The organism is Paracoccus indicus, assembly GCF_003056335.1.
Taxonomy (GTDB): Bacteria; Pseudomonadota; Alphaproteobacteria; order Rhodobacterales; family Rhodobacteraceae; genus Paracoccus; species Paracoccus indicus.
Window position 1 is genome coordinate 189,320 of sequence record NZ_PYWA01000007.1, and the last position, 26,241, is coordinate 215,560.

General features: G+C 65.2%; 22 protein-coding genes, 2 tRNA genes and 2 pseudogenes. 8 read left to right on the forward strand and 18 right to left on the reverse strand.

Annotated elements, in window-relative coordinates:
* The first annotated feature begins 17 nt into the window (after nt 1-17).
* The gene (acnA, locus tag DDE75_RS13275; protein WP_108502860.1) at nt 18-2,792 is read left to right on the forward strand and encodes an aconitate hydratase AcnA; all 2,775 of its coding nucleotides are present in this window, start codon (nt 18-20) and stop codon (nt 2,790-2,792) included.
* A 141-nt stretch (nt 2,793-2,933) separates the two neighbouring features.
* Here the strand turns inward: acnA and ggt are convergent, their stop codons facing one another.
* The 11 genes from ggt to DDE75_RS13330 all read right to left on the reverse strand — a co-directional run bounded on the left by ggt (nt 2,934) and on the right by DDE75_RS13330 (nt 12,214).
* Nucleotides 2,934-4,736 carry a gamma-glutamyltransferase gene (gene ggt, locus DDE75_RS13280; RefSeq protein ID WP_108502921.1) on the reverse strand — a complete coding sequence of 601 codons (1,803 nt, stop codon included), beginning with the start codon at nt 4,734-4,736 and terminating at the stop codon, nt 2,934-2,936.
* A 64-nt stretch (nt 4,737-4,800) separates the two neighbouring features.
* A complete protein-coding gene (locus DDE75_RS13285; RefSeq protein ID WP_108502861.1) occupies nt 4,801-5,322 on the reverse strand; it encodes a DsbE family thiol:disulfide interchange protein in 522 nt (173 codons plus the stop codon).
* A gap of 13 nt (nt 5,323-5,335) precedes the next feature.
* Nucleotides 5,336-5,479: a heme exporter protein CcmD gene (ccmD, locus tag DDE75_RS13290; RefSeq protein WP_108502862.1), complete on the reverse strand. Its 144-nt coding sequence runs from the start codon at nt 5,477-5,479 to the stop codon at nt 5,336-5,338.
* Nucleotides 5,476-6,201 (reverse strand): heme ABC transporter permease, encoded by a 726-nt coding sequence (locus DDE75_RS13295; RefSeq protein WP_108502863.1) that lies wholly within the window; start codon nt 6,199-6,201, stop codon nt 5,476-5,478. Before DDE75_RS13295 ends, ccmD begins: the two co-directional genes overlap by 4 nt.
* A 52-nt stretch (nt 6,202-6,253) precedes the next feature.
* Nucleotides 6,254-6,910: a heme exporter protein CcmB gene (ccmB, locus tag DDE75_RS13300; RefSeq protein WP_108502864.1), complete on the reverse strand. Its 657-nt coding sequence runs from the start codon at nt 6,908-6,910 to the stop codon at nt 6,254-6,256.
* The gene (gene ccmA / locus DDE75_RS13305; RefSeq protein ID WP_108502865.1) at nt 6,907-7,536 is read right to left on the reverse strand and encodes a heme ABC exporter ATP-binding protein CcmA; all 630 of its coding nucleotides are present in this window, start codon (nt 7,534-7,536) and stop codon (nt 6,907-6,909) included. Before ccmA ends, ccmB begins: the two co-directional genes overlap by 4 nt.
* Nucleotides 7,533-7,886, reverse strand: a complete 354-nt coding sequence (locus DDE75_RS13310; protein ID WP_108502866.1) for an Mth938-like domain-containing protein — start codon at nt 7,884-7,886, stop codon at nt 7,533-7,535. The genes ccmA and DDE75_RS13310 overlap by 4 nt, the downstream gene beginning before the upstream one ends.
* Nucleotides 7,886-8,887 carry a protein translocase subunit SecF gene (secF, locus tag DDE75_RS13315; RefSeq protein WP_108502867.1) on the reverse strand — a complete coding sequence of 334 codons (1,002 nt, stop codon included), beginning with the start codon at nt 8,885-8,887 and terminating at the stop codon, nt 7,886-7,888. The genes DDE75_RS13310 and secF overlap by 1 nt, the downstream gene beginning before the upstream one ends.
* 1 nt (nt 8,888) lies before the next feature.
* A complete protein-coding gene (gene secD, locus DDE75_RS13320) occupies nt 8,889-10,553 on the reverse strand; it encodes a protein translocase subunit SecD (protein WP_108502868.1) in 1,665 nt (554 codons plus the stop codon).
* Nucleotides 10,554-10,568: 15 nt separating this feature from the next.
* Nucleotides 10,569-10,901 carry a preprotein translocase subunit YajC gene (gene yajC, locus DDE75_RS13325; protein ID WP_108502869.1) on the reverse strand — a complete coding sequence of 111 codons (333 nt, stop codon included), beginning with the start codon at nt 10,899-10,901 and terminating at the stop codon, nt 10,569-10,571.
* A 146-nt stretch (nt 10,902-11,047) separates the two neighbouring features.
* Entirely contained in the window at nt 11,048-12,214 is a 1,167-nt protein-coding gene (locus DDE75_RS13330; RefSeq protein WP_108502870.1) for a M20 aminoacylase family protein, read from the reverse strand.
* A 64-nt stretch (nt 12,215-12,278) separates the two neighbouring features.
* Here DDE75_RS13330 and mazG point away from each other — a divergent pair, with 64 nt between their 5' ends.
* Entirely contained in the window at nt 12,279-13,115 is an 837-nt protein-coding gene (mazG, locus tag DDE75_RS13335) for a nucleoside triphosphate pyrophosphohydrolase (protein ID WP_108502871.1), read from the forward strand.
* Here mazG and dusA read toward each other — a convergent pair.
* The 5 genes from dusA to DDE75_RS13360 form a co-directional block, all read right to left on the reverse strand.
* Entirely contained in the window at nt 13,112-14,113 is a 1,002-nt protein-coding gene (gene dusA, locus DDE75_RS13340; protein WP_108502922.1) for a tRNA dihydrouridine(20/20a) synthase DusA, read from the reverse strand. The genes mazG and dusA overlap by 4 nt on opposite strands.
* A 93-nt stretch (nt 14,114-14,206) precedes the next feature.
* A tRNA-Val gene (locus DDE75_RS13345) sits at nt 14,207-14,281 on the reverse strand.
* Between the two features lie 73 nt (nt 14,282-14,354).
* Complete coding sequence (locus DDE75_RS13350) at nt 14,355-14,612, reverse strand: DNA-binding protein (RefSeq protein WP_108502923.1); 258 nt, start codon at nt 14,610-14,612, stop codon at nt 14,355-14,357.
* A gap of 174 nt (nt 14,613-14,786) precedes the next feature.
* Nucleotides 14,787-17,204: an endopeptidase La gene (lon, locus tag DDE75_RS13355; RefSeq protein WP_108502872.1), complete on the reverse strand. Its 2,418-nt coding sequence runs from the start codon at nt 17,202-17,204 to the stop codon at nt 14,787-14,789.
* Nucleotides 17,205-17,351: 147 nt separating this feature from the next.
* On the reverse strand, nt 17,352-18,707 hold the full coding sequence (locus DDE75_RS13360; protein WP_108502924.1) for an ATP-binding protein: 1,356 nt from the start codon (nt 18,705-18,707) through the stop codon (nt 17,352-17,354).
* Nucleotides 18,708-18,753: 46 nt separating this feature from the next.
* Between DDE75_RS13360 and DDE75_RS13365 the strand changes: the two genes are divergently transcribed.
* From DDE75_RS13365 to DDE75_RS17900, 3 genes and pseudogenes are all read left to right on the forward strand, one after another.
* Nucleotides 18,754-19,605, forward strand: a complete 852-nt coding sequence (locus DDE75_RS13365) for an MBL fold metallo-hydrolase (protein ID WP_245894747.1) — start codon at nt 18,754-18,756, stop codon at nt 19,603-19,605.
* A 59-nt stretch (nt 19,606-19,664) separates the two neighbouring features.
* A tRNA-Asn gene (locus DDE75_RS13370) sits at nt 19,665-19,739 on the forward strand.
* A gap of 451 nt (nt 19,740-20,190) precedes the next feature.
* A pseudogene (locus DDE75_RS17900) lies at nt 20,191-20,345 on the forward strand (IS3 family transposase); the annotation flags it as partial.
* 250 nt (nt 20,346-20,595) lie between these two features.
* Here DDE75_RS17900 and DDE75_RS13380 read toward each other — a convergent pair.
* Both DDE75_RS13380 and DDE75_RS13385 read right to left on the reverse strand, forming a co-directional pair.
* On the reverse strand, nt 20,596-22,716 hold the full coding sequence (locus DDE75_RS13380; protein ID WP_108502875.1) for a M10 family metallopeptidase C-terminal domain-containing protein: 2,121 nt from the start codon (nt 22,714-22,716) through the stop codon (nt 20,596-20,598).
* A 27-nt stretch (nt 22,717-22,743) separates the two neighbouring features.
* Entirely contained in the window at nt 22,744-23,223 is a 480-nt protein-coding gene (locus DDE75_RS13385; RefSeq protein WP_162799038.1) for a hypothetical protein, read from the reverse strand.
* Between the two features lie 161 nt (nt 23,224-23,384).
* Between DDE75_RS13385 and hglS the strand changes: the two are divergent.
* From hglS to amaB, 3 genes and pseudogenes are all read left to right on the forward strand, one after another.
* Nucleotides 23,385-24,350 (forward strand): annotated as a pseudogene (gene hglS / locus DDE75_RS13390) (2-oxoadipate dioxygenase/decarboxylase HglS); the annotation flags it as partial.
* Nucleotides 24,349-24,696: a 2-oxoadipate dioxygenase/decarboxylase family protein gene (locus DDE75_RS17810; RefSeq protein WP_335672048.1), complete on the forward strand. Its 348-nt coding sequence runs from the start codon at nt 24,349-24,351 to the stop codon at nt 24,694-24,696. The pseudogene hglS and the gene DDE75_RS17810, both read left to right, overlap by 2 nt.
* 62 nt (nt 24,697-24,758) lie before the next feature.
* Nucleotides 24,759-26,237, forward strand: coding sequence for an L-piperidine-6-carboxylate dehydrogenase (gene amaB / locus DDE75_RS13395; protein WP_245894752.1), 1,479 nt, complete (start codon nt 24,759-24,761; stop codon nt 26,235-26,237).
* Nucleotides 26,238-26,241 lie beyond the last annotated feature (4 nt).

Here is a 26,241-nt window from a genome sequence, read left to right on the forward strand (position 1 = left end):
CAGACAGGGAGGCCCTGATGCCGATCACCACCGGAACCGATACCGCCAAGACCCGCCGCACGCTTGCGGTCGGCGACAGCAAGGTCGACTACTACTCGATCGCCGCCGCCACCGAAGCCGGCCTTGGCGACTTCTCGAAACTGCCGGCCGCCCTGAAGGTCGTGCTGGAAAACATGCTGCGCTTCGAGGACGGCGGCCACACCGTCTCGACCGACGACATCAAGGCCTTCGCCGAATGGGCGACCCTTGGCGGCAAGAACCCGCGCGAGATCGCCTATCGCCCCGCACGCGTGCTGATGCAGGACTTCACCGGCGTTCCCGCCGTGGTCGACCTGGCCGCCATGCGCGACGGCATCAAGGCCTTGGGTGGCGACGCGCAGAAGATCAACCCGCTGAACCCCGTCGACCTGGTCATCGACCACAGCGTCATGATCGACGAGTTCGGCAACCCCCGCGCCTTCCAGCGCAACGTCGAGCTGGAATACGAGCGCAACCTCGAACGCTATACCTTCCTGAAATGGGGTCAGAAGGCGTTCAACAACTTCCGCGTGGTCCCGCCCGGCACCGGCATCTGCCACCAGGTGAACCTGGAATACCTGGCCCAGACCGTCTGGACCGACAAGGACCAGAACGGCACCGAGGTCGCATACCCCGACACGCTGGTCGGCACCGACAGCCACACCACCATGGTCAACGGCCTGGCCGTCCTGGGCTGGGGCGTCGGCGGCATCGAGGCCGAGGCCGCGATGCTGGGTCAGCCGATTTCCATGCTGATCCCCGAGGTTGTGGGCTTCGAGGTCACCGGCGCATTGGCCGAGGGCGTGACCGCCACCGACCTGGTGCTGCGCGTCGTCCAGATGCTGCGTGCCCATGGCGTCGTTGGCAAGTTCGTCGAATTCTATGGCGACGGCCTGGACAACATGCCGCTGGCCGACCGTGCGACCATCGCCAACATGGCCCCCGAATACGGCGCCACCTGCGGCTTCTTCCCGATCGACGACGAGACGCTGCGCTATCTGCGTCAGACCGGCCGTGACGAGGACCGCATCGCGCTGGTCGAGGCCTATGCCAAGGAAAACGGCTTCTGGCGCACCGCCGATTACGCGCCGGTCTATTCCTCGACGCTGAAGCTGGACCAGTCGACCGTCGTTCCCGCCATCTCGGGGCCGAAGCGCCCGCAGGATCACGTCGCGCTGACCGAATCCGCGACCGCCTTCAGCGACTACATCAAGGGCCTGCGCAAGGCACCCGCCGTTCCCGCCGAGGAAAAGGGTGACTGGGCGGAAGAAGGCGGCCAGCCCGCACCGGGCGACATCCCCGGCGACAGCCACGGCCACCTGAAGACCGGCGCCGTCGAGGGCGAGGATTACACCCTGCGCGACGGTTCGATCGTGATCGCCTCGATCACCTCCTGCACCAACACCTCGAACCCTTACGTGATGATGGCCGCCGGTCTGGTCGCCCGCAAGGCGCGCGAGCTGGGCCTGACCCGCAAGCCCTGGGTCAAGACCTCGCTGGCACCCGGTTCGCAGGTCGTGTCGGAATACCTGGAATCGGCCGGTCTGCAGGACGATCTGGACGCCATCGGCTTCGACCTGGTGGGTTACGGCTGCACCACCTGCATCGGCAACTCGGGTCCGCTGCAGCCCGAGATCTCGAAGTCGGTGAACGACAACGACCTGGTCGCCGTCTCGGTCCTGTCGGGCAACCGCAACTTCGAAGGCCGCATCAGCCCGGACGTCCGGGCCAACTATCTGGCCTCGCCCCCGCTGGTCGTGGCCTACGCGCTGGCAGGCGACATGAACATCGACCTGACGACCGAACCCCTGGGCAAGGGCAAGGACGGGCAGGACGTCTATCTGAAGGACGTTTGGCCGACCTCGAAAGAGGTGTCGGACCTGGTCGACAGCGTCGTCACGCGCGAGATGTTCCAGGCCAAATACGCCGACGTCTTCAAGGGCGACGAGCGTTGGCAGGGTGTCGAGATCACCGACAGCGAGACCTACGACTGGCCGGCAAGCTCGACCTACATCCAGAACCCGCCGTATTTCCAGGGCATGTCCAAGGAGCCCGGCACGATCAGCGACGTGAAGGGTGCCCGCATCCTGGCTCTGCTGGGCGACATGATCACCACCGACCACATCAGCCCGGCCGGTTCGTTCAAGCCCACGACCCCGGCAGGCAAATACCTGACCGAGCGTCAGGTCGCGCCCAAGGACTTCAACAGCTACGGCTCGCGTCGTGGCAACCACGAGATCATGATGCGCGGCACCTTCGCCAACATCCGCATCAAGAACGAGATGCTGGACGGCGTCGAGGGTGGTTACTCGAAGGACGTGAACGGCAACGAAGCCGCGATCTATGACGCCGCCATGTCCTATGCCGACCAAGGCACGCCCCTGGTCGTGATCGGCGGCATGGAATACGGTGCCGGTTCGTCGCGTGACTGGGCAGCCAAGGGCACCAACCTGCTGGGCGTCAAGGCGGTCATCGCCGAAAGCTTCGAACGCATCCACCGTTCGAACCTGGTCGGCATGGGCGTCATCCCGTTCGAATTCACCGAAGGCGACACCCGCCATTCGCTGAAGCTGACCGGCGATGAGACCATCACGATCGACGGGCTGTCGGGCGAGTTCAAGCCGCTGTCGCTGGTGCCCTGCACCATTACCTACAAGGACGGCACCCAGAAGACGATCCAGCTGAAGGCCCGCGTCGATACCGAGGTCGAGATCGACTATCTGAAGAACGGCGGCGTTCTGCACTACGTGCTGCGCGATCTGGCCGCTTCCTGATCGATCGGCGTTCACGAACGGAAAAGCCCCCGGCCATCGGTCGGGGGCTTTTTGCTGCGCTGTCGTTCTATGGGTATTTGGACAACCGAGAAGCACCGGGGCCGCAATGTGATTTCGCGCCGGGTTGTCCGGAAGGAGCCCTCAGCCGCCGATGGCGACGCCTTCCCTGCGTGGATCGACGCCCCCTTGCAGGCCTTCGGGCGTCAAGACCACGCCTTGTAGGCCCGAGGTCAGATCACGCTCGGATAGTTCGAAGCCCATTGCGGTCAGGCCGTCGGTCAAGGCAGCGGGAAGACCGGCCTCGATATCCATGGTCCCGAAGCGGTTCAGGATGTTCGGGGTGGCGACCGCCTGCTGGATATCCATGCCCCAGTCCAGATGCGCGATGATGGCCTTGGCGACATAGCCGATGATGCGGCTGCCGCCTGGCGATCCGATCACCATGACGGGCGCGTCATCCTTCATCACGATGGTCGGCGCCATGGACGACCGTGGCCTTTTGCCCGGCGCGATGGCATTGGCAATGGGGTAGCCTGCATCGTCATGGGTCTCGAAGCTGAAATCGGTCAGTTCGTTGTTCAGCAGGAAGCCGCCTGCCATCAAGCGCGAGCCGAAGCCGTTCTCGATAGTGGTGGTCATCGACAGCGCGTTGCCATCGGCATCGACGATCGAGATATGCGTGGTCGAGGGCAGCTCCAGCGCGCTGTCCTGTCCCCAGAGCATGGCATGCGACCAGCCAGGGCTGCCGGGTGAAACCTCGGGCAGGCTGTCGTCGCCTGCCAGCAGTTCGGCGCGCTTGGCCAGATAGGCGGGGTCGATCAGCCCATCGGTCGGCATGGGGACGAAATCGCTGTCGGCCATGTAGCGCCCGCGGTCGGCGAAAGCCAGGCGCGAGGCATCGCCGATCAGCCGCCAGTTGTCGGCATCCTCGGGGCCTGCCGAGAGGTCGTAACTGTCCAGCATGCCGAGGATCTGACCCACGGTCAGCCCACCCGACGATGGCGGTCCCATCCCGCAGACATCGTGGTCGCGGTATTCCGCGCAGACGGCAGGACGCTCGATCACGCGGTAGCGCGCCAGATCTTCGGCCGAGAGATAGCCCGGGTTGTCGGTCGCACCGCGCACGGCCGCGGTGATCTGTTCCGCGATTGGCCCCTCATAAAATGCATCCGCGCCGTCGCGGGCGATGGCCCGCAGCGTCTCGGCATAGGCCGGGTTCTTCAGCTTGCTGCCCTGCGCGACAGGCTGGCCGTCCGGGAAGAAATAGGTGGCGGTTTCGGGATAGCGCGACAGGGCGTCGCCCTCTTCGGCGACCAGACCGGCGAGGCGGGGGGATACCGTGAAGCCGTCATCGGCCAGCGCGATGGCGTCGTCGAAGAGGTCGGACCAATTCGCCTTGCCCCATTTGCGATGCGCCGTTTCCAAAAGCCGTGGCGTGCCCGGCGTCCCGACCGAACGACCGCCGACGACGGCCTCCATGAACTCCAGCGGCTCGCCATCCTCGTTCTGGAACAGGGTCGGGGTCACATCCATCGGGGCGGTCTCGCGGCCATCCAGCGTGGTCAGCTCGCCGGTTTCGGCGTCATACCAGACCAGGAAGGCACCGCCCCCCAACCCCGAGCTTTGCGGTTCGACGAGGCCCAGAACGGATTGCACGGCGACCATGGCGTCGGCGGCGCTGCCACCGGCCTCCAGCACGCGGGCACCGGCCTGAACGGCCAGCGGATGGGCGGCGGTGACCATCCAGTTCTTGGCGGTGACGGGGCGACCCTCGGCCTTGGCGGTCAGCCCGTCGCGGGCGGGCTGATCCAGATCGCCGAAGCCATCGGTGGTGATCTCGGGCGCCGAGGCACCCTCGGGGGAAATCGCATCGGTTGCCTGCTGGGCGCCCGCCAGTGATGCACTGCCCAGCAGAAGTGCCAGGGCCAGACCTGTTCGCGTCATCGCCATTCTCCCTTGATGTCGGCTTGATAAGGTCAGTCTGATCAAGTTGACGCAAGGGCGCAACCTAGTCTTGTGCGGCCATTGCCTTTTCAAGCTGGGGCAGAAAACGGTTGGTGTAATCCTCGCGGATCAGGGGGCCAGCGTGGCGATAGAGGATGTTGCCATCGCCGTCGATGATGAAGGTCTCGGGCGGGGCGGTGACGCCCCAGTCAATGGCCGTTCGGCCGCGCGGGTCGGTGGCGATCGCCGCGAAGGGGTCGCCGTCGTCGTCAAGGAACGACAGGGCCGCGCCCTCGGGGTCCTTCAGGTCGACGCCATAGACCGGCAGCCGGGTTGACAGCTCGGTCAGGGTCGGATGTTCGGCGCGGCAGGGCGGGCACCAGCTGGCCCAGAAGTTCACCAGCTTGACCCCCGGTTCGCGCAGCATCGCATCGGTCAGCTGGACCTTGCCCGGCAGGGTCGTCTGCGGGATGGCCGGAGCCTGCCGTCCGATCATGGTCGAGGGAAGATTGCCCGGATCCTCGCGGTTCATCCCCCACAGGAAGGTCGCGGCCAAGGCCAGGAAGACGGCCGGGGGCAGCAGCATCAAGGGCGAGATCTTAGGCATCGGTCTTGTGTCTTTCCAGATTGCGGCGGGCGCGGGCATTGGCGGCGACGCTGTGCCAGATCAATCCGACCAGCAGCAGCAGCGAAACGCCATAGGCGGCCAGAACCGTTCCGGCGTAACGTCCAAGGTCGATCATGCGCGGGCCTCTTGCGCTTGCAATGCGGCCAGACGCCGCTTGCGGATTTCGGTGCGGGTGCGGATCACGACCAGCGCCAGGAACAGCAGCCCGAAGCCGATCATCGACAGGTAGAGCGGGTGGCGATAGGTCGCGGCCATCCGTTCACCCGACTGGACCGAGAGCGAGGCGCCCTGATGCAGCCCCTGGTTCCAGAACAGCACCGCATAGCGCGACAGCAGCGCAAAGACCGACCCCACGAGGCAGACGACGCCGGTCAGATCGGCGGCGCTGTCGGGATCCTCGATCGCGGACCAGAGCGCGATATAGCCGACATAGAACAGGAACAGGATCAGGAAGGAGGTCAGCCGCGGGTCCCATTCCCACCACGTCCCCCACATCGGCTGGCCCCAGATCGCGCCGGTGATCAGCGCGATCAGCGTCATCACCGCGCCTATGGGCGCTGCCGCCTTGGCGGCCAGCGCACTAACGTGGTGACGGCGGATGATCCAGATCAGCGAAGCGACCAGCATCATCACCCAGATGTTGATGGCCATCAGGGCTGCCGGCACATGCAGGAAGACGATCTTGACGGTCGATCCCTGGCGGTAGTCGTCGGGCGTCAGAAAGCCCCAGACCAGCCCGCCCGTCACGCAGATCGCGGCGCTGACGACCAGCCAAGGCAGAACCCTGTCGGTGGTGCGCATGAACTTGGCCGGATTTGCATATTCCCAGAGCGACATGGTTCTTCCTTATCTGTCCTGTGGCGGGCTTCTCAAGCCCATTGGGACGGGTTCACCGCAGATTGACCCGCAGGGCGGCGGCGGCAGCGAAGGGGATCAGGGCCAGCACCAGAAGGGTCACTCCGCCAAGGAAGACCAGCGGCGTGGTGACGGGCAGGCTTTCGGCGCCCCGACGCGTGATCTCGGCCCCGAAGATCAGCGTGGGGATGTAAAGCGGCAGCACCAGAAGCGACAGAAGCAGCCCGCCGCGACGCAGCCCCACGGTGACCGCAGCCCCGAAGGCGCCAAGCATCGACAGCGCGGGCGTGCCGATCAGCAGCGACAGGATCAGCATCGGCATGGCGCGGGTGGGCAGTTGCAGAAGGATGGCGAAGACCGGGGCCGCCAGGATCAGCGGCAGGCCGGTGGTGATCCAATGGGCCAGCGCCTTGACGGCGACGGTCCCCTCCAGCGGCATGGGGGCGGTGGCCAGCAGGTCGAGGCTGCCGTCCTCGTGGTCCAGCGCGAAGATGCGGTCCAGCGACAGCAGGCAGGACAGCAGCGCCCCCACCCAGAGGATCCCCGGCGCGACAGGCGCCAGCGCCCCGCGGTCGGGACCGATGCCGAAGGGCACCAGCGCCGAGAGGATCAGGAAGAAGGCCACGCCCAGCCCGAAGCCGCCCCCTGCCCGCGTGGCAAGGCGCAGATCGCGCAGTAGCAGGGCGATCATGCGAAAGCCTCGTTGAAGCCGGATGGGCGGGCGACGGGGCCGGGGCGGGCGCGGAAGGGCGTCAAGTCCAGCATCTGGGCGTCGGGCAGGCCAAGGTCGATATGGGTGGCCATCAGCGCCGCTCCGCCCTGCCCCAGATGCGTGCCCACGACCTGCGCAAAACGCCTCACCGAGGCCGCATCCAGTGAAACGGTGGGTTCATCCAGCACCCACAGCGGACGCCCGCTGACGATCAGGCGCGCAAGGCCGAGGCGACGCTTTTGACCGGCTGACAGCGCACCCGCCGGACGATCCGCCAGCGCGGCCAGATCCATGGCGGCCAGCGCAGCCTCGATGCCGTCACCGCCGAAGACCTGCGCCCAGAAGGTCAGATTCTCCCGCGCGGTCAGGGATGATTTCAACCCGTCGGAATGGGCGGCATAAGCAACGGCATCCTCGGCCATGGCGACCGTTCCCGCGACGGGGACCTGCAGCCCCGCGATGGTTCGCAAAAGGGTGGTCTTGCCGATGCCGTTCGGGCCTTTCAGGATCAGCGCCTGTCCGGGGTTCAGAGAAAAACTGACGCCCTCGACGGCCCGCAATCCGCCGCGCGCGACGGACAGATCGTGGACCGTCAGCAGGCTCACAGGGGCAGAAGCGCGCAGGCGACGCGGCGACCCTCAGAGAGGGTCACGTTGTAGGTCCGCGCCGCCGTGGGCGAATTCATCGCCTCGACGCGGATGTCGGCGGCTTCCATCGCGGCGACGATCTCGCGCGGGGCATAGGCGATCTGATCGCCCATGCCCAAGAACAGGACGTCGATCCGCCCCGCCAGTTCCGTCAGCGCGGCCAGGTCGGACAGCCCGCCCCAAGGGGTCACGCCGTCGCTTTCGACGACGATCGCCCCCTGATGCACCTTGCCTGCGACCCGGAAGAAGCCCGGGCCATAGCTGTCCACGGCATGTGCGCCCTCGAAATCGGTGGGGTTCAGGATCATCAGCCCTCCTCTGCGCCCTCGAAGGGCGACACGGATTTGCGCGGCTTGGCATTGGGATCGTTGGGGTCGGGTTTGCCCCAGTCACGCCGCACGCCCAGCCACAGAACGAAGTTCTTCGCGACATAGATCGACGAATAGGTGCCCACGAAGATACCGAAGGTGATCGCGAAGACAAAGCCCCGGATCACGTCGCCACCCAGAACCAGCAGCGCGATCAGCGCGACCAACGTGGTGCCCGAGGTCATGATGGTCCGCGACAGCGTCTCGTTCACCGACAGGTTCATCAGGTCGCGCAGGGGCTTCTGCTTGAACTTCATCAGGTTTTCGCGAAGGCGGTCGAAGACCACAACGGTGTCGTTGATCGAATAGCCGACGATGGTCAGCAGCGCCGCGATGGTGGTCAAGTCGAAGCGGATATGGAAGGCCGCGAACAGCCCCATGGTCAGCAGCACGTCGTGGAACAGCGACACGATCGCCCCCACCGCGAACTGCCATTCGAACCGCAGCCAGATATAGACCGAGATCGCCGCCAGCGCCGCCAGCACCGAATAGATGGCGGTCTTGATCAACTCGCCCGAGACCTTGGGCCCGACGGATTCGACGGAAGGAAAGCTGATCGAGGAATCGACCGTCTGCAGCGCGCCCTCGACGGCGGTGATCAGTTCGGGGGTCACCGCTTCGACGCCGTCCTGGGCGCTGATGCGGACCATGGCGACATGCTGATCCTCGCGGAAGCCGGGATCATAGACCTGAGTGATGGCGACATCGCCCAGATCAAGCGGCTGCAGGGCATTGCGATAGGCCGCAATGTCCACGGCCTGTTCGGATTCCGTGCGGATCGTCGTGCCGCCGCGGAAGTCGATGCCGAAGTTCAGCCCGTTCACCAGCAGCACCAGCACCGACAGGACCATCAGCAGGGCGGACAGCCCGAAAGTGGCCTTCTGCAGGCGAAAGAAGTCGATCTTGGTGTTGTCGGGGACAAGTTTCAAACGAAAGGCCATATCACACCTCGATCTGCTTGGGGCGCGCACGCTCGAACCACATGACGGTAATCAGGCGGGTCACGAAGAGCGCAGTGAAGACCGAGGTCACGATGCCGATGGTCAGCGTCACGGCAAAGCCCTTGACCGGACCCGAGCCCAGCACGAAGAGGATGCCGGCCACGATCAGCGTCGTGATGTTGGCGTCCACGATGGCCGACATGGCTTTTTCGTAACCGGTCTCGATGGCGCGGGCGGGGCCACGGGCGGTCTTCAGCTCCTCTCGGATGCGTTCGAAGACCAGCACGTTGGCATCGACCGCCATGCCGATGGTCAGCACGATGCCCGCGATGCCCGGCAGGGTCAGCGTCGCGCCGATCACCGACAGGACGGCGAACAGCAGCAGCATGTTGGCGCCAAGCGCGACGGTCGCAAAGACGCCGAAGCGGCCATAGGACAGGATCATCAGCGCGATCACGGCGGCAAAGCCCACCGCTGCCGCGATCTTGCCCGCGTCGATGCTGTCCTGACCCAGTTCGGGACCGACGGTGCGTTCCTCGAGGAAGGTCATTTCGGCGGGCAAGGCACCTGCGCGCAGCAGGACGGCCAGGCGGTTCGCCTCCTCGAAGCCCATCGAGCCCGAGATCTGGCCGGAACCCGTGGTGATGGCCGAACGGATCACCGGGGCCGAGATCACCTCATTGTCCAGAACGATCGCGAAGGGCTGACCGATATTGGCCGAGGTATAGGCCCCGAAGGCGCGGGCCCCCGAAGGGTTGAAGCGGAAATTGACCGAAGGCAGGCCGTTTTCATCGCTGGCGGTCATGGCATCGACCAGATCCTCGCCGGTGACGACGGGGGTGTCTTCCAGGATGTAGAAGACGCCCTGCTGATCGACCAAGGGTGCGATGAACTGCCCGATGCCGGGGTTGCTTTCGCCGTCGCCGGTGGTGCCGACGACCGGGTTGAATGTCAGCTGGGCGGTGGTGCCGATCAGCTCTTTCAGCTCGGCGGCCGAGCCGATGCCGGGGACCTGGATCAGGATGCGATCCTCGCCTTGGCGCATGATGGTCGGTTCGCGGGTGCCGACCTCGTCGACGCGGCGGCGCACGATCTCCAGCGACTGCTGGATGGTGCGGTCGTCGGTCACGGCCTTCTCGACATCCGACAGCTGGATGGTCAGCTTGGGGCCCTGCGTGCTGATGGCCAGCGATTGCTGACCTGCGCCGGTCAGGGTCGTGACCGGATCGGAAAAGCCGCGGGCGATTTCCACCGCGCGGGCCATCTGGTCGGGGTTGCCGATCTCGATGGCCAACTGGCCGTCGGGGGACTGGACGCGGCGGATCGCGCCGATGGTGTCGCGTTCGGCGGCCATGGCACGGCGGATTTCCGGCCAAAGCGCGTCCATGCGGCTTTTATAGACCTGCTCGACCTGCACCTCGCCCAGCAGATGGGCGCCTCCGCGCAGGTCGAGGCCAAGATTGACCAGGTTGCTGGGCAGCCAGGACGGCCAGGCGTCGCGGGCCGCGATCAGTTCGGGCGTCTCGACACCGGTGGCCTCGATCTGGGCCACGGCGTCGTTATGCGCCTCGACCCGCTTGTAGAAGGCATTGGGCAACGCGAATAGCAGCCCGAGAAGGCAGATCCCGACGATCAGGACGCGCTTCCAGCGGTCAATCTGCAGCATTTTGGCTTACGCCTTTCAGTTGTTGGCGGCGACAGGTTCGGTCTTGCTGACGACCTGGGCGATGGTGCTGCGCACGACGCGGATCTTGACGCCCTGGGCGATCTCGACGTCCAACTCGTCGTCGCGGACCGAAGCGACGCGGGCCAGGATGCCGCCCTGGGTGATGATCGTGTCGCCCTTCTTGACGTTCGAGACCATCTCGCGGTGCTGCTTGGCACGCTTCTGCTGGGGGCGGATCATCAGGAAATACATGATCAGGAAGATCAGGATCAGCGGGATGAACTGTGCAAAGGCTGCACCACCACCTGCGCCACCGGCGGCCTGGGCATAAGCTGGGGTCACGAACATTCATGGTCCTTTCGAGAAACGGGGCCGCGGAAAAGCCCGCAAACCGTGGCTTGTTTGGCGCGCAACCTAGCTGCGCGACCGTCGCTTGGCAAGAAAGCGCCCGCCCCTGCGCGGGGCGGGCCGGCAAACGCCTGCGTGAACGCGCCTCACGCCGCGCGGGGCTGGGCGCGTTCCACCAGTCGCGCAAGGAAGCTGGCGCCGATGGGGGAGATCTGGTCGTTGAAATCATAGCCGGGGTTGTGCAGACCCGGACCGTCCCCCTGCCCCAGGAACAGATAGCAGCCGGGGCGTGCGTTCAGCATATAGCTGAAATCCTCGGCCCCCATCTCGCGTCCCTTCTCGCCCGAGACATTGGCATCCCCCGCAATCTCGCGTGCGGTTTCGACCGCGAAATTGGTTCGGGCGGCATCGTTCACCGTTGCGGGATAGCCCTGCTGGTAGTCCAGCACGACCTTGACATCATAGCTGGCCCCCTGCCCGTCGCAGATCTGCGTCATCCGATCGCGGACCATTTGCCGCACATGGGGCGCGAAGGTGCGGACCGTGCCGCAGATATAGGCGGTGTCGGGGGCGATGTTGTCGGCGCTGCCCGAATGGATTTGCGTGACGCTGATGGCCAGATCGTCGGCGGTGTTGTGATTGCGGCTGCTGATCGTCTGGATCGCGTTGACGATGCCCACGGCCGCGACGATGGGATCGGTCGTCAGATGCGGCATGGCGCCGTGCCCGCCGCGGCCTTGGACATGGATCTCGAAGGTATCGACGGCGGCCATGATCGGACCGGGCGTGGTCCAGAAGCTGCCGAGGGGCTGGCCGGGATTGTTGTGCATGGCATAGACGCTGGAAATGTCGAAGCGCTGCATGATGCCTTCCTGGACCATGACCTCGGCACCGCCGCCGCCCTCTTCGGCGGGCTGGAAGATCAGGGCGACGCGACCGGCGAAATTGCGGGTTTCGGCCAGGTATTTCGCGGCCCCCAGCAGCATCGTCGTATGGCCGTCGTGCCCGCAGGCGTGCATCCGCCCCGGCACGGTCGAGGCCCATTCCGCGCCCGTCACCTCGTCCATGGGCAGGGCGTCCATATCGGCGCGCAGCCCGATGGTCGGGCCCTCACCCTGACCGTTGACGATCGCCACGATGCCGGTCTGCCCGACGCCCTGATGGATTTCGTCGACGCCGAATTCGGCCAGACGTTCGGCCACGAAGGCGGCGGTCTGGTGACAGTCGAACCCCAGTTCGGGGTGCTGGTGCAGATGGCGGCGCCATGCGGTCATCTGGTCGGCGTAATCGGCGATGCGGTTCAGGACGGGCATGTGGACTTGGGCCTTTGGCTGTGGCAGTCGATGGGGCATCTTCCGTGTCCCAAGGGGAATTGCAATGGCCGACCAGATCCCGACCCAAGCCGAAGCCTCGCGCGATCCCGCGGCGGAGATCCGGCGCCTGCTGGACATCATGGCCGCGCTGCGCGACCCCAAGACCGGCTGCCCTTGGGACATCGAACAGGATTTCGCCTCGATCGCCCCCTATACCATCGAAGAGGCGCATGAGGTCGAGGACGCGATCCAGCGTCAGGCCTGGGACGAACTGCCCGGCGAATTGGGCGATCTGCTGCTGCAGGTGGTGTTCCATGCGCAGATGGCGCGAGAGGCGAAGATGTTCGATTTCGCCGATTGCGCAGCCGCCATCAGCGACAAGCTGGTCTTCCGCCACCCGCATGTCTTCGGCGATGAAAGCCGCGACAAATCCGCCGAACAGCAGGTCAAGGATTGGGAGGCGATCAAGGCCGTCGAACGCGCAGGCAAGGCCGAGCGCGGAACGCTGGACGGCGTGGCGCTTGGGCTGCCCGCGCTGACACGCGCGGTCAAGCTGCAGAACCGCGCTGCCCGCGTGGGCTTCGACTGGCCGGGCGTCACGGGCGTGCTGGACAAGATCACCGAGGAAACCGCCGAACTGGTCGAGGCCCGCGACACGCTTGGCCAGGACGCGCTGGAGGAGGAATTCGGCGATCTGATGTTCGTGATGGCCAATCTGGCGCGTCACCTGAAGATCGACCCCGAACTGGCGCTGCGGCGGGCAAACACCAAGTTCACCCGCCGTTTCGCCGCCATCGAGGCCGATCTGGCCGCCGACGGCCGCCGCCCCGAAGACAGCGACCTGGCCGAGATGGACCAGCTGTGGAACAAGGCCAAGGCGGCCGAGAAAGCGGCGCGCTAGGCCGGTTCCGCCACCTGCTGGACGGCGGCGTCATAGACCTCGATCCCGCCCTTCGAGGCGCCTTCGGAAAGGGTCCGCTTCCACGCCCGCGCACCGGGCATGCCGTGGAACAGGCCCAGCATGTGCCGCGTGAACTGATGCAGCCTGCCGCTCTGGGCGATGTGCTCGACGATGATCGGGCGCATTGCGGCGGCGACATCCAGCGGTGAAGCGAAGGGCGGCTGCTGGCCCCAAAGCACATCCGCCTGCCCTAGGATATTCCACGGCTCGTGATAGGCGGCGCGCCCCACCATCACCCCGTCCATGACCGTCAGCTGATCGCGCACCGTCTCCAGATCGGCGATGCCGCCGTTGATCGACAGGTGCAGATCGGGAAATTGCGCCTTCATCGCCTGCACCAGCGGATAGTCGAGGGGCGGGATCTGCCGGTTCTCGCGCGGGCTGAGGCCCTGCAGCCAGGCCTTGCGGGCATGGATCGTGATGCGGCGGATGCCGGCCTGCTGCATCTTGCCGATGAAATCGGGCAGCACCTCGGCGGGCAGCTGTTCGTCGACGCCGATGCGGCATTTCACCGTGACCTCGGCTGCGGTCTCGGCCTGCATGGCCTGAACGCATTCGGCCACCAGATCGGGCGATTTCATCAGCACGGCCCCGAAGGCGCCCGATTGGACGCGGTCGCTTGGGCAGCCGACGTTCAGATTGACCTCGTCATAGCCCCAATCCTCGGCGATGCGGGTCGCCATGGCCAGCTCCTGCGGGTCCGATCCGCCAAGCTGCAGGGCAAGGGGATGTTCGCAGGCGTCGTAATCCAGCAGGCGATCGCGTTCGCCGTGAATGACAGCGGGGGCGGTCACCATCTCGGTGTAGAGCAAGGCGTTGCGCGACATCATGCGATGAAAGCGCCGGCAGTTGCGGTCGGTCCAATCCATCATCGGCGCGACCGACAGGCGGGCGGCGCGGCGCAGGTCGGAATGGCCGGAGGTATTGGGGATTTCCATCGGGACCTCTTGATCTGCTGGCGCCTGTCTTGCACGGCACGCGATGCGGAAATCGCGACGCAGGCGCCGCATTCAGATCCGCAAAAGGGGAAATGGTGGGTGATAAGGGATTTGAACCCCTGACATCTTCGATGTGAACGAAGCGCTCTACCGCTGAGCTAATCACCCGTCGCGCTGGCTTCTAGCGCCAGTCTTGACAGCATGCAAGAGGTCTTGGTGCATTTCTGCGCGCGTTCGCCGCTCAGTTGGTCTTGGTGGGCCGTCGGCGCAGCCGCAGGGTGATCACGTCGCCCCCACGCGGGTCCTTTTCGCAGCTGATGCGCGCTCGACCCAAAGGTGGAACGGCCAGCGTATGCCCATCGGACAGGACACGGCCCAGTTCGGCCAGCGTCGCCTCGATCACCGGTTTGGCATCGGATTTGCGGGCACCGCTGGCCGCGATGACGCGATCGATGAAATCGCGCTTTTGCACGACGGCGGCAACATGCGGGTCCTGCATGATGATCGCAGGGGAATCGCCTGCCTTTTCAACAGAGGTCTCTGGCATCATTGGCCTCCAAACCGATTAACTTAAGTTCAGCCTAACGCGCCGTGACGTTGCGTCAATAGTTTCGAGACATGAAAAAACCGGGAACGTGGAACGTCCCCGGCCTTTTTTCGCATCAAAGCCCAATCAGTGGGCTACGGCGCTGCCCTTGCTGCCGTCGGTGCGACGCGCATCAAGGCGCGCTGCCTCGGCGGCTTCCTCGGCGGCCTCGTCCCATTCGACGGGAACGGGCTGACGCACCAGCGCATGGCGCAGCACTTCGCGGACATTGCTGACCGGGATGATGGTCAAACCCTCTTTGACGTTGTCGGGGATCTCGATCAGATCCTTTTCGTTGTCCTGCGGGATCATCACCGTGGTGATGCCGCCGCGAAGGGCTGCCAGCAGCTTTTCCTTCAGCCCGCCGATGGCCAGCACGTTGCCGCGCAGGGTGACCTCGCCCGTCATGGCGACATCCTTGCGGACCGGAATGCCGGTCATCACCGACACGACCGAGGTCACCATCGCAATGCCCGCCGAGGGTCCATCCTTGGGCGTCGCGCCTTCGGGAACGTGCACGTGGATGTCGCGCTTGTCGAATTCCGGCGGCTTGACCCCGATCTCGGGCGAGACCGAGCGCACGAAGCTGGATGCCGCGTCGATCGATTCCTTCATCACGTCGCCCAGCTTGCCGGTCGTCTTCATCCGACCCTTGCCGGGCAGGCGAAGCGCCTCGATCTGCAGCAGATCACCCCCGACCGAGGTCCAGGCAAGACCGGTGACGACACCGACCTGATCCTCTTTCTCGGCCAGACCATAGCGGTGGCGGCGGACGCCCAGGTATTCCTCGACCTTTTCGGGCGTGACCTCGATCGACTTGACCTTGGTCTTCATGATCTCGGTCACGGCCTTGCGGGCCAGCTTGGCGATCTCGCGCTCCAGCGAACGGACACCGGCCTCGCGGGTGTAATACCGGATCATATGGGTCAGCGCCTCGTCCGTGACGCTGAATTCACCCTTGCGCAGACCGTTGGCCATGATCTGCTTGGACAGCAGGTGACCCTTGGCGATCTCGCGCTTCTCATCCTCGGTATAGCCCGACAGGCTGATGATCTCCATCCGGTCCAGAAGCGGGCCCGGCATGTTGTAGCTGTTGGCCGTGGTCACGAACATCACGTTCGACAGATCGTATTCCACCTCGAGATAGTGGTCCACGAAGGTCGAGTTCTGTTCGGGGTCCAGCACCTCGAGCATTGCCGAAGCCGGATCGCCGCGGAAGTCCTGACCCATCTTGTCGATCTCATCCAACAGGATCAGCGGGTTCGTCGTCTTGGCCTTTTTCAAAGCCTGGATGATCTTGCCCGGCATCGAGCCGATATAGGTCCGGCGGTGACCGCGGATCTCGGATTCGTCACGCACGCCGCCCAGGCTGATGCGGATGAATTCGCGCCCCGTCGCCTTGGCAATTGAGCGGCCAAGCGAGGTCTTGCCCACGCCCGGAGGACCGACCAGCGTCAGGATCGGGCCCTTCAGTTTTTGGCTGCGCGCCTGCACGGCCAGATATTCGACGATGCGTTCCTTGACCTTGTCCAGACCATAGTGGTCCGCGTCCAGCACTGCCTCGGCCTTGCCCAGATCCTTCTTGGTGCGCGACTTCACGCCCCAGGGCAGCGCCAGCAGCCAGTCCAAGTAGTTCCGGCTGACGGTCGCTTCCGCCGACATGGGCGACATGGATTTCAGCTTCTTCAGCTCGGATTCGGCCTTTTCGCGAGCCTCCTTGCTGAACTTGGTCTTGGCGATCTTCTCTTCCAGCTCGGCCAGCTCGTTCTGGCCGTCCTCTCCGTCGCCAAGCTCCTTCTGAATGGCCTTCATCTGCTCATTCAGATAGTATTCGCGCTGCGTCTTCTCCATCTGGGTCTTGACGCGCGACTTGATCTTCTTCTCGACCTGCAGGACCGACATCTCGCCCTGCATGTGGCCATAGACCTTCTCGAGGCGTTCCGAGACCTCGAGCGTGTCCAGCAGGTCCTGCTTGCGGTCCAGTTCGATTCCCATGTGGCCGGCGACCAGATCGGCCAGCTTGCCGGGCTCATCGGCCTCGGACACGGCGGTCACGACCTCTTCGGGGATGTTCTTGCGCACCTTGACGTAACGCTCGAATTCCTCGGCGACGGTGCGGACCAGCGCGGTCACGGTATCGGTATCGCCGTCGACCTCGGACAACTGATCGGCAGCGGCTTGGAAATGGTCGTCGTTGGGAACGAAATCGGTGATCTGCACGCGCTCGCGGCCCTCGACCAGAACCTTCACGGTCCCGTCGGGCAGTTTCAGCAGCTGCAGCACATTGGCCAGCACGCCGGTGCGATAGATACCTTCTTCGGTGGGTTCATCGACCGAGGCGTCGATCTGGGCGGCCAGCAGGATCGGGCTGTCCGTCTCCATCACCGCTTCCAGCGCCCGCACCGACTTTTCACGGCCGACGAACAGCGGCACGATCATGTGCGGGAATACGACGATATCCCGCAAGGGCAGCACCGGGTAGGTAGTTTTGGCGAATTCCGTCATGTCTTGTCCTTTCTGCCCGAAGCCGTGGCCCCGTCATGGCGACGCACGGCCCCTGCATCGCGTCAATCTAGGGCCAGCACCCCCGCCGTTCAATATGACCCGAAGAATACAACCTATTTTGAAGGATGAAGGCTGCCTTTACCGGGTTCAGCGCGGGATCACGATCTCGGCACGCAAGCCGCCCAGCCTGTCGCCCCGGCCAAGACGCAGCTGCCCGCCATGCGCGCGAACCACGTCGTTGACGATGGCCAGCCCCAGTCCGGCCCCTTGCGCGCTGTTGCGCTTGCGCGCGGGATCAAGTCGCGTGAAGGGACGCATCGCGGTCTCGAGGCTGTCTTCGGGAATGCCCGGGCCGTCATCCTCGACACCGATGCGCAGGCTGCGGGGGCCAAGCGCCGCGTCCAGTTCGGCACGCGATCCATAGCGCACGGCATTGCCGATCAGGTTTTCCAGCGCCCGGCGCAGCATGTCCGGGCGGAAGGTGGCCAGCCCCTGCGGATCGCCGCCGAAACCCGTCATCTGGACCGCCTGCCCTGCCCGCTGCGCATCCGCGACGACGGTTTCCAAGAAAGCGCCCGCGGCCAGCGTCTCGGGGGGGCGGTCCTGCGCCTCGTCGCGGGCATAGTCCAGAAAGCCGTCGACCATGCGGTTCATCTCGGCGATGTCGGCCTCCATGGCGGCGACGTCCTCGGCATCTGGGGGCATCTCGGGCGAGATCATCGACAACCCAAGCCGCAGCCGGGTCAGCGGCGTGCGCAGGTCGTGGCTGATCCCCGACATCATCAGCTTGCGCTGTTCGTTCTGCCGTTCCAGCCTGTTGCGCATATCCAGAAACGCCGTCCCCGCACTGCGCACCTCGACCGCACCAGCGGGGCGATAGGGCACCATGCGGCCTTTGCCGTATTCCTCGGCCGCGAAGGCCAGGCGGCGGATCGGCCGCAGCTGGTTGCGCAGGAAGACCGTGGCGATCCCGCTCATCAGAAGCGAGGTGAAGACCATCAGCACCAGCAGCTGGTGCGGGTTCGATGCGCTGACCCTGCGCCTTTCGAAGCCGAGGCCATAGGGCCCGAACGGCCCCATCAGCGCCACCTCGACCCGCTTCTCGTTCGAGGCGAGGTCGATCGAGATGACGCGCGGCACCGTCTCGCGCAGGACCTCGGTCACGATGCGCCCCGAGAAATCGTACCACTTGCGCCGGTCGTCGGGCACCGGATCGACCGGCAGCCGGAAATCGAGGCTGAGGGGCTGGGCAATCGCCTCGGCCTGCGCACGGGCGTCGGTCACATCGCTGGCCAGTTCGATCCGGCGCGCGACGAAATCCAGCTCATGCGCCATGCTGGATGTCATCTGCCGCGTCACGCCATCGAAATGGCGCTGCAGGAACATGACGCCCACCACCAGCGTCACCGCCACCACCGGCAGGAACAGGATCAGCGCCGCCCGCGCATAAAGCCCGCGCGGCAGCAGCGTTCTGGCGATGGGACCCTGGATGTGGTTTGACATGGACAGCCCTTCCTTCCCCTGCAAGGCTAGCCCCATGCACGCCCCCATGAAAGAGCCGCTGCGCATCCTCGCGCCCAATCCCTCGCCCCTGACGGGGCCCGGCACAACGACATTCCTGATCGGAGAGGATCATGTCGCCGTGATCGACCCCGGCCCGGATGACGACGCGCATCTTGAGGCGATCGTTGCGCAGGGTCGCGGGCGCATCGGCCATATCTTCGTGACCCATGCGCATCTGGACCACAGCCAGGGGGCGGCCCGCCTGTCGCAGATGACCGGCGCGCCGGTTCTGGCCTTCGGCACCGCGACCGAAGGCCGATCCGCCATCAACGCCCGCCTTGCCGCATCGGGCATGATCCATGGGGGTGAGGGGCTGGACATGGATTTCACCCCCGACATCCGCTTGCAGGACGATCAGCAGATCACCACGCCGGATTGGAGCCTGCGCGTCCTTCACACCCCCGGCCATGCCGCGGGGCATCTTTGCCTTGCGTGGGGCGATACGATCTTCTGCGGAGACTTGGTGATGGGCTGGTCATCGACCCTGATCTCGCCCCCGGACGGCGATCTGATCGACTATTTCCGCTCGCTGGACCGCCTGAGGCAATTGTCCCCCGCCCGCCTGCTGCCGACCCATGGCGCCCCCATCCAGGACCCCCTGCCCCGCATCGACGAACTGGCCCGCCATCGCCGCGACCGCACCGCCCAGATCATGACCGCCCTGCATCAGGCACCCGATACGGCCGAGGGACTGGCGCGCCGCCTTTATGAAGTGCCCGAACCGCTTTACCCGGCGGCGCAGCGCAACATCCTGTCCCATCTGATCGCCCTGACCCAGCTTGGTGCCGTTGATTTCCAAGGGAATTTGACCGCCGATAGCTTTTTTTCGATTTCATGACAAAAAATCGGAAAAGGCTCTGGACGCCCCCGGAACACGTTGCTATATCCGCCTCGTGTTCCGGCGTAGCTCAGCGGTAGAGCAGTTGACTGTTAATCAATTGGTCGTAGGTTCGATCCCTACCGCCGGAGCCAATTCATCCAATAAGCCTGTGATAATCAAGGCTTAGGTTGAATTTGGCAAGTACAGTGTCACACAGCACTGTAGTACAAGTTCCTGAAATGCGGGTCGCTCGTCTTTAGTCTTAAAGGCCGCACTTTGGCGACCACCTTTTGCCTTCTGCAACGCGGTTCCACTTGAAGTTGGCGTCGGCGTTTGCCTGAGTTATCCACAAAGACCAGACACTGGCAGTTGTCTCTGCGCACCACGGTGAACCGTCCCGGGTTTGGTGGACGGTAAGATACTCAAAGGATGCGTTCTATGACGTCGAAACGGTTCACCCCCGCGTATCCTGCCGAACTGGGTGGACGCGATGTTCGGCTCTTCCAAGAGAACCGCGCCGACTACGCCAGTGACACGGCTACCTACAAGAAGATCGGTCTGAAGCTTGGCCGTTTGCTCGACTGTCTGCGTGCCTTGTGCCAATAGGCCGAACGTGATGCCGGTCAGCGCGGCGGTCTGACGAGCGCGGAGAAGGACGGGATCAAGGAACTGGAGCGCGAGCTCCGTGAACTGCGTCAGGCCAACGAGATCCGTAAGAAGGCCAGTGCATACTTCGCAGCGGCAGAGCTCGACCGCCCGCATTTCGTTCGCATACTGCTGATGGAATTCGACATCTGCGCCGATCATCCCGCCTTCTCGGCTTGACGACAAATCTGCATCTCGCGCTTCGCGATGCGAAACTGTGCTATCGGTTCCGCGGGGGGCGAGGACATCCATGCATGACCCCTCTGCAGGGTGCGCGGGAAAAGGCCAAGTTGCACATCGATGCGACGCAGACGCGCGGCTGTGGTGGGTGATTGGTAGGACGCAATCATTTCATGGCCTACCTCAAAGCAGGAAGTGATCCTCTTGCAGGTCGATCAGACCGGCCAGGCGGATCACCATGTCGGCTTGACGGTCGCCGTCCAGATCAACCTCGATCGACGTCAGACCGTTCGCGTGGTTCCAGCGCAATGCGGGTTCCGTGCCCGAGTCCCAGCCATCATAGGCCAACCCGAGCGCACGCATATCGACAACATCGGCCTCGGTCTGAAAGTCGACGATCAGGTCGGGCGCATCAGGGCGGCTGTCGCTGGCGGTGAAGAAACGGAAGACGTCTTCGCCCGGACCGCCCGCCATGCGGTCAGCACCCTGTCCGCCGACCAAAGTGTCATTGCCGTGAAACCCGAACAGCCGGTCATATCCTGCCTGGCCGCGCAGAACGTCATTGCCCGTGCCGCCCTCCAGCCGGTCTGCACCAGTGCCGCCCGACAGCCGATCCTCGCCCTGGTTGCCGGCCATGCGGTCGTTCCCCGCGCCGCCCGTCAGGATGTCACGACCGCCACCTGCCCGCAGGAGGTCGTCGCCCTGACCGCCATGCAGACTGTCGCGTCCCGCGCCGCTGCGCAGATCGTCATTGCCGAAACCGCCCGACAGAAGATTGTTTCCATTCAGGTCGGTCAGCACGTCATCGCCGCGATTGCCGAACAGCCGGTCATGCCCCAGACCGCCCAGCAGGCGGTCCGCACCATCACCACCGTTCAGGACGTCATCGCCCGATGCGCCGTGCAGCGTATCGTCGCCCGCGCGGCCACCAAGAATATTGTCGGCGATATTGCCTCGCACAAGGTCGCCGCCCGATCCGGCCACATAGACCTCGATCACGGTGCCGGGTGCGATCTGCAGGTTGCCGCGCATGCCATAGACGTCCGAGGATGCACCGATGCGCAGGTCCACGCGCTGCGCCTGCGCATCGTTGCCAAGGTTCAGCGTATCGATGCCGCCCACGTCGTGAATGGTCATCACCGCGCTGCGCGCCGCGCGCACGGTCGGGTCGCCGTTCCCGTCCTGGGCCGAGAACAGCCGTCCCAGCCAGCTGTCGCCCAAGGTATGGCCCACGCCGAAGACGGTATTGCCAGCCGTCAGCGACCCCTGCCCCGCGACGCCGTAGAGCGCCTGGATGGCAATGATGTCGGCGGGCATGGGCGTCGTCACGAAACCCATCGTGGCATCGACGTTGGGATTCTCGGACTGCGAGAAATAGGACATGACCGAGGCTTGCCAGCTGTCGTTCAGAAAGACCGCATCCGTGCCGAAGTTTGCCCAACCGTTGTAATTGCCCTGATGGCCCAGCCCCAATGCGTGCCCGATCTCGTGCAGGTAGGTCTGGAAGCCATAGGTCCCGATCTGCCCGCCTTCGCGGCGCAGCCAGTCGGTGTCGATATTGATCTCGGATGACATGATGCGTCGGCCCATGGTGCTGGACCATGCATAGGCGCCGTCGTCGCCGTCATCGAAGCGGATGTCGGCGCGGCCCGTCGTCTCGCGGAACCGCAGATCCGCGACCGAGGACCATGCCGCCATCGCATCCCGCGCCAGGCTGCGTCCCGTTGCATCCAGTCCCGTCAGATTGACCGTGATGATGTTGTCGTCCGAGGTGTCGAAGGCCCGCGCCTGCTGGCCCACATCGCCCCAGTACCCCTGGACCAGGTAATCCGCCAGATCCGCCATGGCCGAAACGGCTGGCTTGGGCACCCCCGCGACCGTCAGGACATAGCTGCCCGTATGGCTGCCATAGGCGGATGCGTCCAGGAAATAGGTTCCGCTCTCGGATGCGGTGAAGGTGATGCGGCTGTCCAGCGACGGCCCCATGTCGTCATTCGCCGCCAGCAGTATTCCGTTCCGGTCGTGCAGCGCCAGCATCGGATCGGCCAGCGAATTGCCGATCAGATCGAAGCGATAGGTCTGCCCCTCCTGCAGTTGAATCCTGATCCAGTCGCTGTCGCCGACGTCCCCGATCCGGCCACGAAAGCTGTCCTCGACCGTCATGCGATAGGTGGTGGCCGTCGATGCGGCGGCGTCCCCGCCCTCGTGGATGGTGGCCTGCGCGGTGATCGGCGCGTTGTCCGCCTGCGTGTCGAAGGCGCAGGTCTTGTCGAAGGGCCGGAAATTGGCGCAAAGGGTGCACATGCGGTAATACCTGAATACTGAAAAATGTTACTGGGACAGCCCGAAGCGCAGCAGGTCGCGCGCGAAGCCGGAATAGACCTCGGGGCCGGGATCGCGGTCCATGATGTTGAAGCGCATCGGCTGACGCGATTTTCCCTGCGGCGTGACCAGCATCGCCGTAATCGAGGATGGCGTCGTTGCCAGCACCCGCAGGCGCAGCCCCGGTGGCGTCTCCAGACCGCGGAGCGCTTGGCACAGCCCGCCGGCAAGACGTTGGTCGACACCCGCGGATTGTCGGCAATCGACCTGCCCCGCATGAGCGCCCCCCGCCGCCAGCAGGATGATCAGCGAACCGAGCAACAAAGGGGCATGAGGCATGATCGGATCGATCCCCGTGGATGACGCGTGATGGCCGCCGCACGGTCCGGTTCCGTTCCGCTTGGCGCCCAAGGGCGTGCGCCTTTGGGGCGACGCAACCTCGGGCAGATCTATACAGGGGTTGCAGGCCAGCACCAAAGGCATTTTCATGAAAACGTCACGGATTTTCCGCGCCCGTGTCGCCGCACGGGGAGGTCACACCCCAAGGCGGTGGGAAGCGCGGCACACCATAGGGGATCAGACCGATGAACAGCCCGAACCATGCCAGCCCCGACGACATCCGTGCCATGTTCTCGGCCGCCATGTCGGCCATGTATCGCAACGAGGTCCCCGCCTATGGCCAATTGATCACGCTGGTCGCGCAGGTGAACGACCGTCGGCTGGCCGACGATCCGGAGCTGCGCGACCGGATGCAGGCCACGGGCGAGCTGGGGCGCGTGTCGGATGAACGCCACGGCGCGATCCGCCTTGGCACCCCGGCCGAGCTGTCGATGATGCGCAGGCTGTTCGCCGTGATGGGGATGCATCCGGTCGGCTATTACGACCTGACCGAGGCTGGCGTTCCCGTCCATTCGACGGCCTTCCGCCCGCTGACGCAGAAGGCGCTGAACGCGAACCCCTTCCGGGTCTTCACATCACTGCTGCGGCTGGATCTGGTGCGGGACGCGGCGCTGCGCGAGGAAGCCCGGCAATTGCTGCAGAACCGCCGCATCTTCACCGACGCCTGCATCGCCCTGATCGAACGGGCCGAGGCGCAAGGGGGCCTCTCGCCCGCCGATGCCGCGACCTTCGTGCAGCAGGCGCTGGAGACCTTCCGCTGGCATGCCGATGCCCCGGTCGATCGCGCGATGTATCAGCGTCTGCATGACGCGCACCGCCTGCTGGCCGATGTGGTGGCCTTCCGCGGCCCCCATATCAACCACCTGACCCCGCGCACGCTGGACATCGACGCCGTGCAGCGGATGATGCCCGATCACGGCATCGCCCCCAAGGCCGTGGTCGAGGGGCCTCCGGCGCGGCGCTGCCCGATCCTGCTGCGCCAGACCTCGTTCAAGGCGCTGGACGAAGCGGTCAGCTTTGCAGGCAGCCCCGGACAGCACACCGCCCGCTTCGGCGAGATCGAGGCGCGCGGCCAGGCCCTGACCCCCAAGGGCAAGGCGCTTTACGACCGCCTGCTGACCCGTGCCCGCGCCACGGTCACGCCCAAGGCCGATGGCAGCAATGGCGCCGAATACATCCACGCGCTGGAAACCAGCTTTGCCGATTTCCCCGACAATGCGGAAGCAATCCGCCAGCAGGGGCTGGGATATTGTGAATTCACGCTTCAGCCGGACATGGACACCCTGCCCCCCCCCCGGCAGCGACCCCGAGGCTCTGATCGCCAGCGGCCACCTGCGCGCCCATCCCCTGACATACGAGGATTTCCTGCCCGTCAGCGCCGCCGGCATCTTCCAGTCGAACCTTGGCGACGAGGCGGCTCAGGATTTCGCCGCCAACCCCAATCGCGCCGCCTTCGAGGCCGATCTGGGTGCGCCCGTGCAGGATGAATTCGCGCTGTATCAACAGTTGCAGGACGCCTCGCTGGCGCGATGCATGGCCCAGCTGGGAATGGCCCCCGCCTGACCGACCGCAACCGAACGAAAGACCAAAGACCCATGGACCTGACCGCAGACGTGCACGCCCTCATGACCGACCTTGGCGTCGATCCCGCCACCCTGGGCGCGGGCGACATGCCCTGCCGCAGCCCCGTCAACGGCCAGCAGATCGCCAGCCTTGCCCGCGACGACGCGACGACCACCGCCGCCGCCATCGACCGGGCGCAGGCAACATTTCATACGTGGCGCATGGTGCCTGCCCCGCGTCGCGGCGAATTGGTCCGCCTGCTGGGCGAGGAGCTGCGCCGCAACAAGGCCGCCCTTGGAAGACTGGTGTCGATCGAGGCGGGCAAGGTCACCTCGGAAGGGCTGGGCGAGGTGCAGGAGATGATCGACATCTGCGATTTCGCCACCGGCCTGTCGCGCCAGCTCTACGGGCTGACCATCGCCACCGAACGCCCCGGCCACCGCATGATGGAGACCTGGCACCCGCTTGGCGTCATGGGCGTCATCAGCGCCTTCAACTTCCCCGTCGCCGTCTGGTCGTGGAATACCGCGCTGGCGCTGGTCTGCGGCAACAGCGTGGTCTGGAAGCCATCCGAGAAGACGCCCCTGACGGCGCTGGCCTGTCAGGCCATCCTGACCCGTGCGATGGACCGTTTCGGCGATGCGCCCGCGGGTCTGTCGCAGGTGCTGATCGGGGATGCCTCGGTCGGCGCGGCGCTGGTCGAGAACCCGAAGGTGGCGCTGGTCTCGGCCACGGGATCGACACGCATGGGTCGCATCGTCGGCCCCAAGGTCGCGGAACGCTTTGGCCGCTCGATCCTGGAACTGGGTGGCAACAACGCGGGCATCGTCTGCCCCTCGGCCGATCTGGACATGGCGCTGCGGGCCGTGGCCTTCGGGGCGATGGGCACGGCCGGCCAGCGCTGCACGACGACGCGGCGGCTGTTCGTCCATGAAAGCGTCTATGACGATCTGGTGCCGCGTCTGATCAAGGCTTTCCGGACGGTCAGCATCGGCAATCCGCTGACCACCGACGCGCTGGTCGGCCCGCTGATCGACCGCGCCGCCTTCGACGCCATGCAGGCAGCGCTGGAGGCCGCCGCTCAGGCAGGCGGCGTGGTTCATGGCGGCGGGCGCCATGACGCGGGCGAACCGGATGCCTTCTATGCCCGCCCCGCCCTGGTCGAGATGCCGTCCCAGACCGGCCCCGTTCTGCACGAGACCTTCGCCCCGATCCTCTATGTGATGAAATACGACGATTTCGAGGCCGTGCTGGCGGATCACAACGCCGTCGGCGCGGGGCTGTCATCGGCCATCTTCTCCACCGACCTGCGCGAAAGCGAGGCCTTCCTGTCGGCCCAGGGGTCCGATTGCGGCATCGCCAACGTCAACATCGGCACCTCGGGGGCGGAAATCGGCGGGGCCTTCGGGGGCGAGAAGGAAACCGGCGGCGGGCGCGAAAGCGGGTCGGACGCGTGGAAGGCCTATATGCGGCGGGCGACCAACACGATCAACTATTCCCGCGACCTGCCCTTGGCGCAGGGCGTGGTCTTCGACATCTGAACAC

Bases quoted from the DNA above. Each gene is read 5' to 3' on its own strand.
- acnA (WP_108502860.1), top strand. From the start codon at position 18: ATGCCGATCACCACCGGAACCGATACCGCCAAGACCCGCCGCACGCTT.
- ggt (WP_108502921.1), bottom strand. From the start codon at position 4,736: ATGACGCGAACAGGTCTGGCCCTGGCACTTCTGCTGGGCAGTGCATCA.
- DDE75_RS13285 (WP_108502861.1), bottom strand. From the start codon at position 5,322: ATGCTGCTGCCCCCGGCCGTCTTCCTGGCCTTGGCCGCGACCTTCCTG.
- ccmD (WP_108502862.1), bottom strand. From the start codon at position 5,479: ATGATCGACCTTGGACGTTACGCCGGAACGGTTCTGGCCGCCTATGGC.
- DDE75_RS13295 (WP_108502863.1), bottom strand. From the start codon at position 6,201: ATGTCGCTCTGGGAATATGCAAATCCGGCCAAGTTCATGCGCACCACC.
- ccmB (WP_108502864.1), bottom strand. From the start codon at position 6,910: ATGATCGCCCTGCTACTGCGCGATCTGCGCCTTGCCACGCGGGCAGGG.
- DDE75_RS13310 (WP_108502866.1), bottom strand. From the start codon at position 7,886: ATGATCCTGAACCCCACCGATTTCGAGGGCGCACATGCCGTGGACAGC.
- secF (WP_108502867.1), bottom strand. From the start codon at position 8,887: ATGGCCTTTCGTTTGAAACTTGTCCCCGACAACACCAAGATCGACTTC.
- secD (WP_108502868.1), bottom strand. From the start codon at position 10,553: ATGCTGCAGATTGACCGCTGGAAGCGCGTCCTGATCGTCGGGATCTGC.
- yajC (WP_108502869.1), bottom strand. From the start codon at position 10,901: ATGTTCGTGACCCCAGCTTATGCCCAGGCCGCCGGTGGCGCAGGTGGT.
- DDE75_RS13330 (WP_108502870.1), bottom strand. From the start codon at position 12,214: ATGCCCGTCCTGAACCGCATCGCCGATTACGCCGACCAGATGACCGCA.
- mazG (WP_108502871.1), top strand. From the start codon at position 12,279: ATGGCCGACCAGATCCCGACCCAAGCCGAAGCCTCGCGCGATCCCGCG.
- dusA (WP_108502922.1), bottom strand. From the start codon at position 14,113: ATGGAAATCCCCAATACCTCCGGCCATTCCGACCTGCGCCGCGCCGCC.
- DDE75_RS13350 (WP_108502923.1), bottom strand. From the start codon at position 14,612: ATGCAGGACCCGCATGTTGCCGCCGTCGTGCAAAAGCGCGATTTCATC.
- lon (WP_108502872.1), bottom strand. From the start codon at position 17,204: ATGACGGAATTCGCCAAAACTACCTACCCGGTGCTGCCCTTGCGGGAT.
- DDE75_RS13360 (WP_108502924.1), bottom strand. From the start codon at position 18,707: ATGTCAAACCACATCCAGGGTCCCATCGCCAGAACGCTGCTGCCGCGC.
- DDE75_RS13365 (WP_245894747.1), top strand. From the start codon at position 18,754: ATGAAAGAGCCGCTGCGCATCCTCGCGCCCAATCCCTCGCCCCTGACG.
- DDE75_RS13380 (WP_108502875.1), bottom strand. From the start codon at position 22,716: ATGTGCACCCTTTGCGCCAATTTCCGGCCCTTCGACAAGACCTGCGCC.
- DDE75_RS13385 (WP_162799038.1), bottom strand. From the start codon at position 23,223: ATGAAAATGCCTTTGGTGCTGGCCTGCAACCCCTGTATAGATCTGCCC.
- DDE75_RS17810 (WP_335672048.1), top strand. From the start codon at position 24,349: ATGCGGAAGCAATCCGCCAGCAGGGGCTGGGATATTGTGAATTCACGC.
- amaB (WP_245894752.1), top strand. From the start codon at position 24,759: ATGACCGACCTTGGCGTCGATCCCGCCACCCTGGGCGCGGGCGACATG.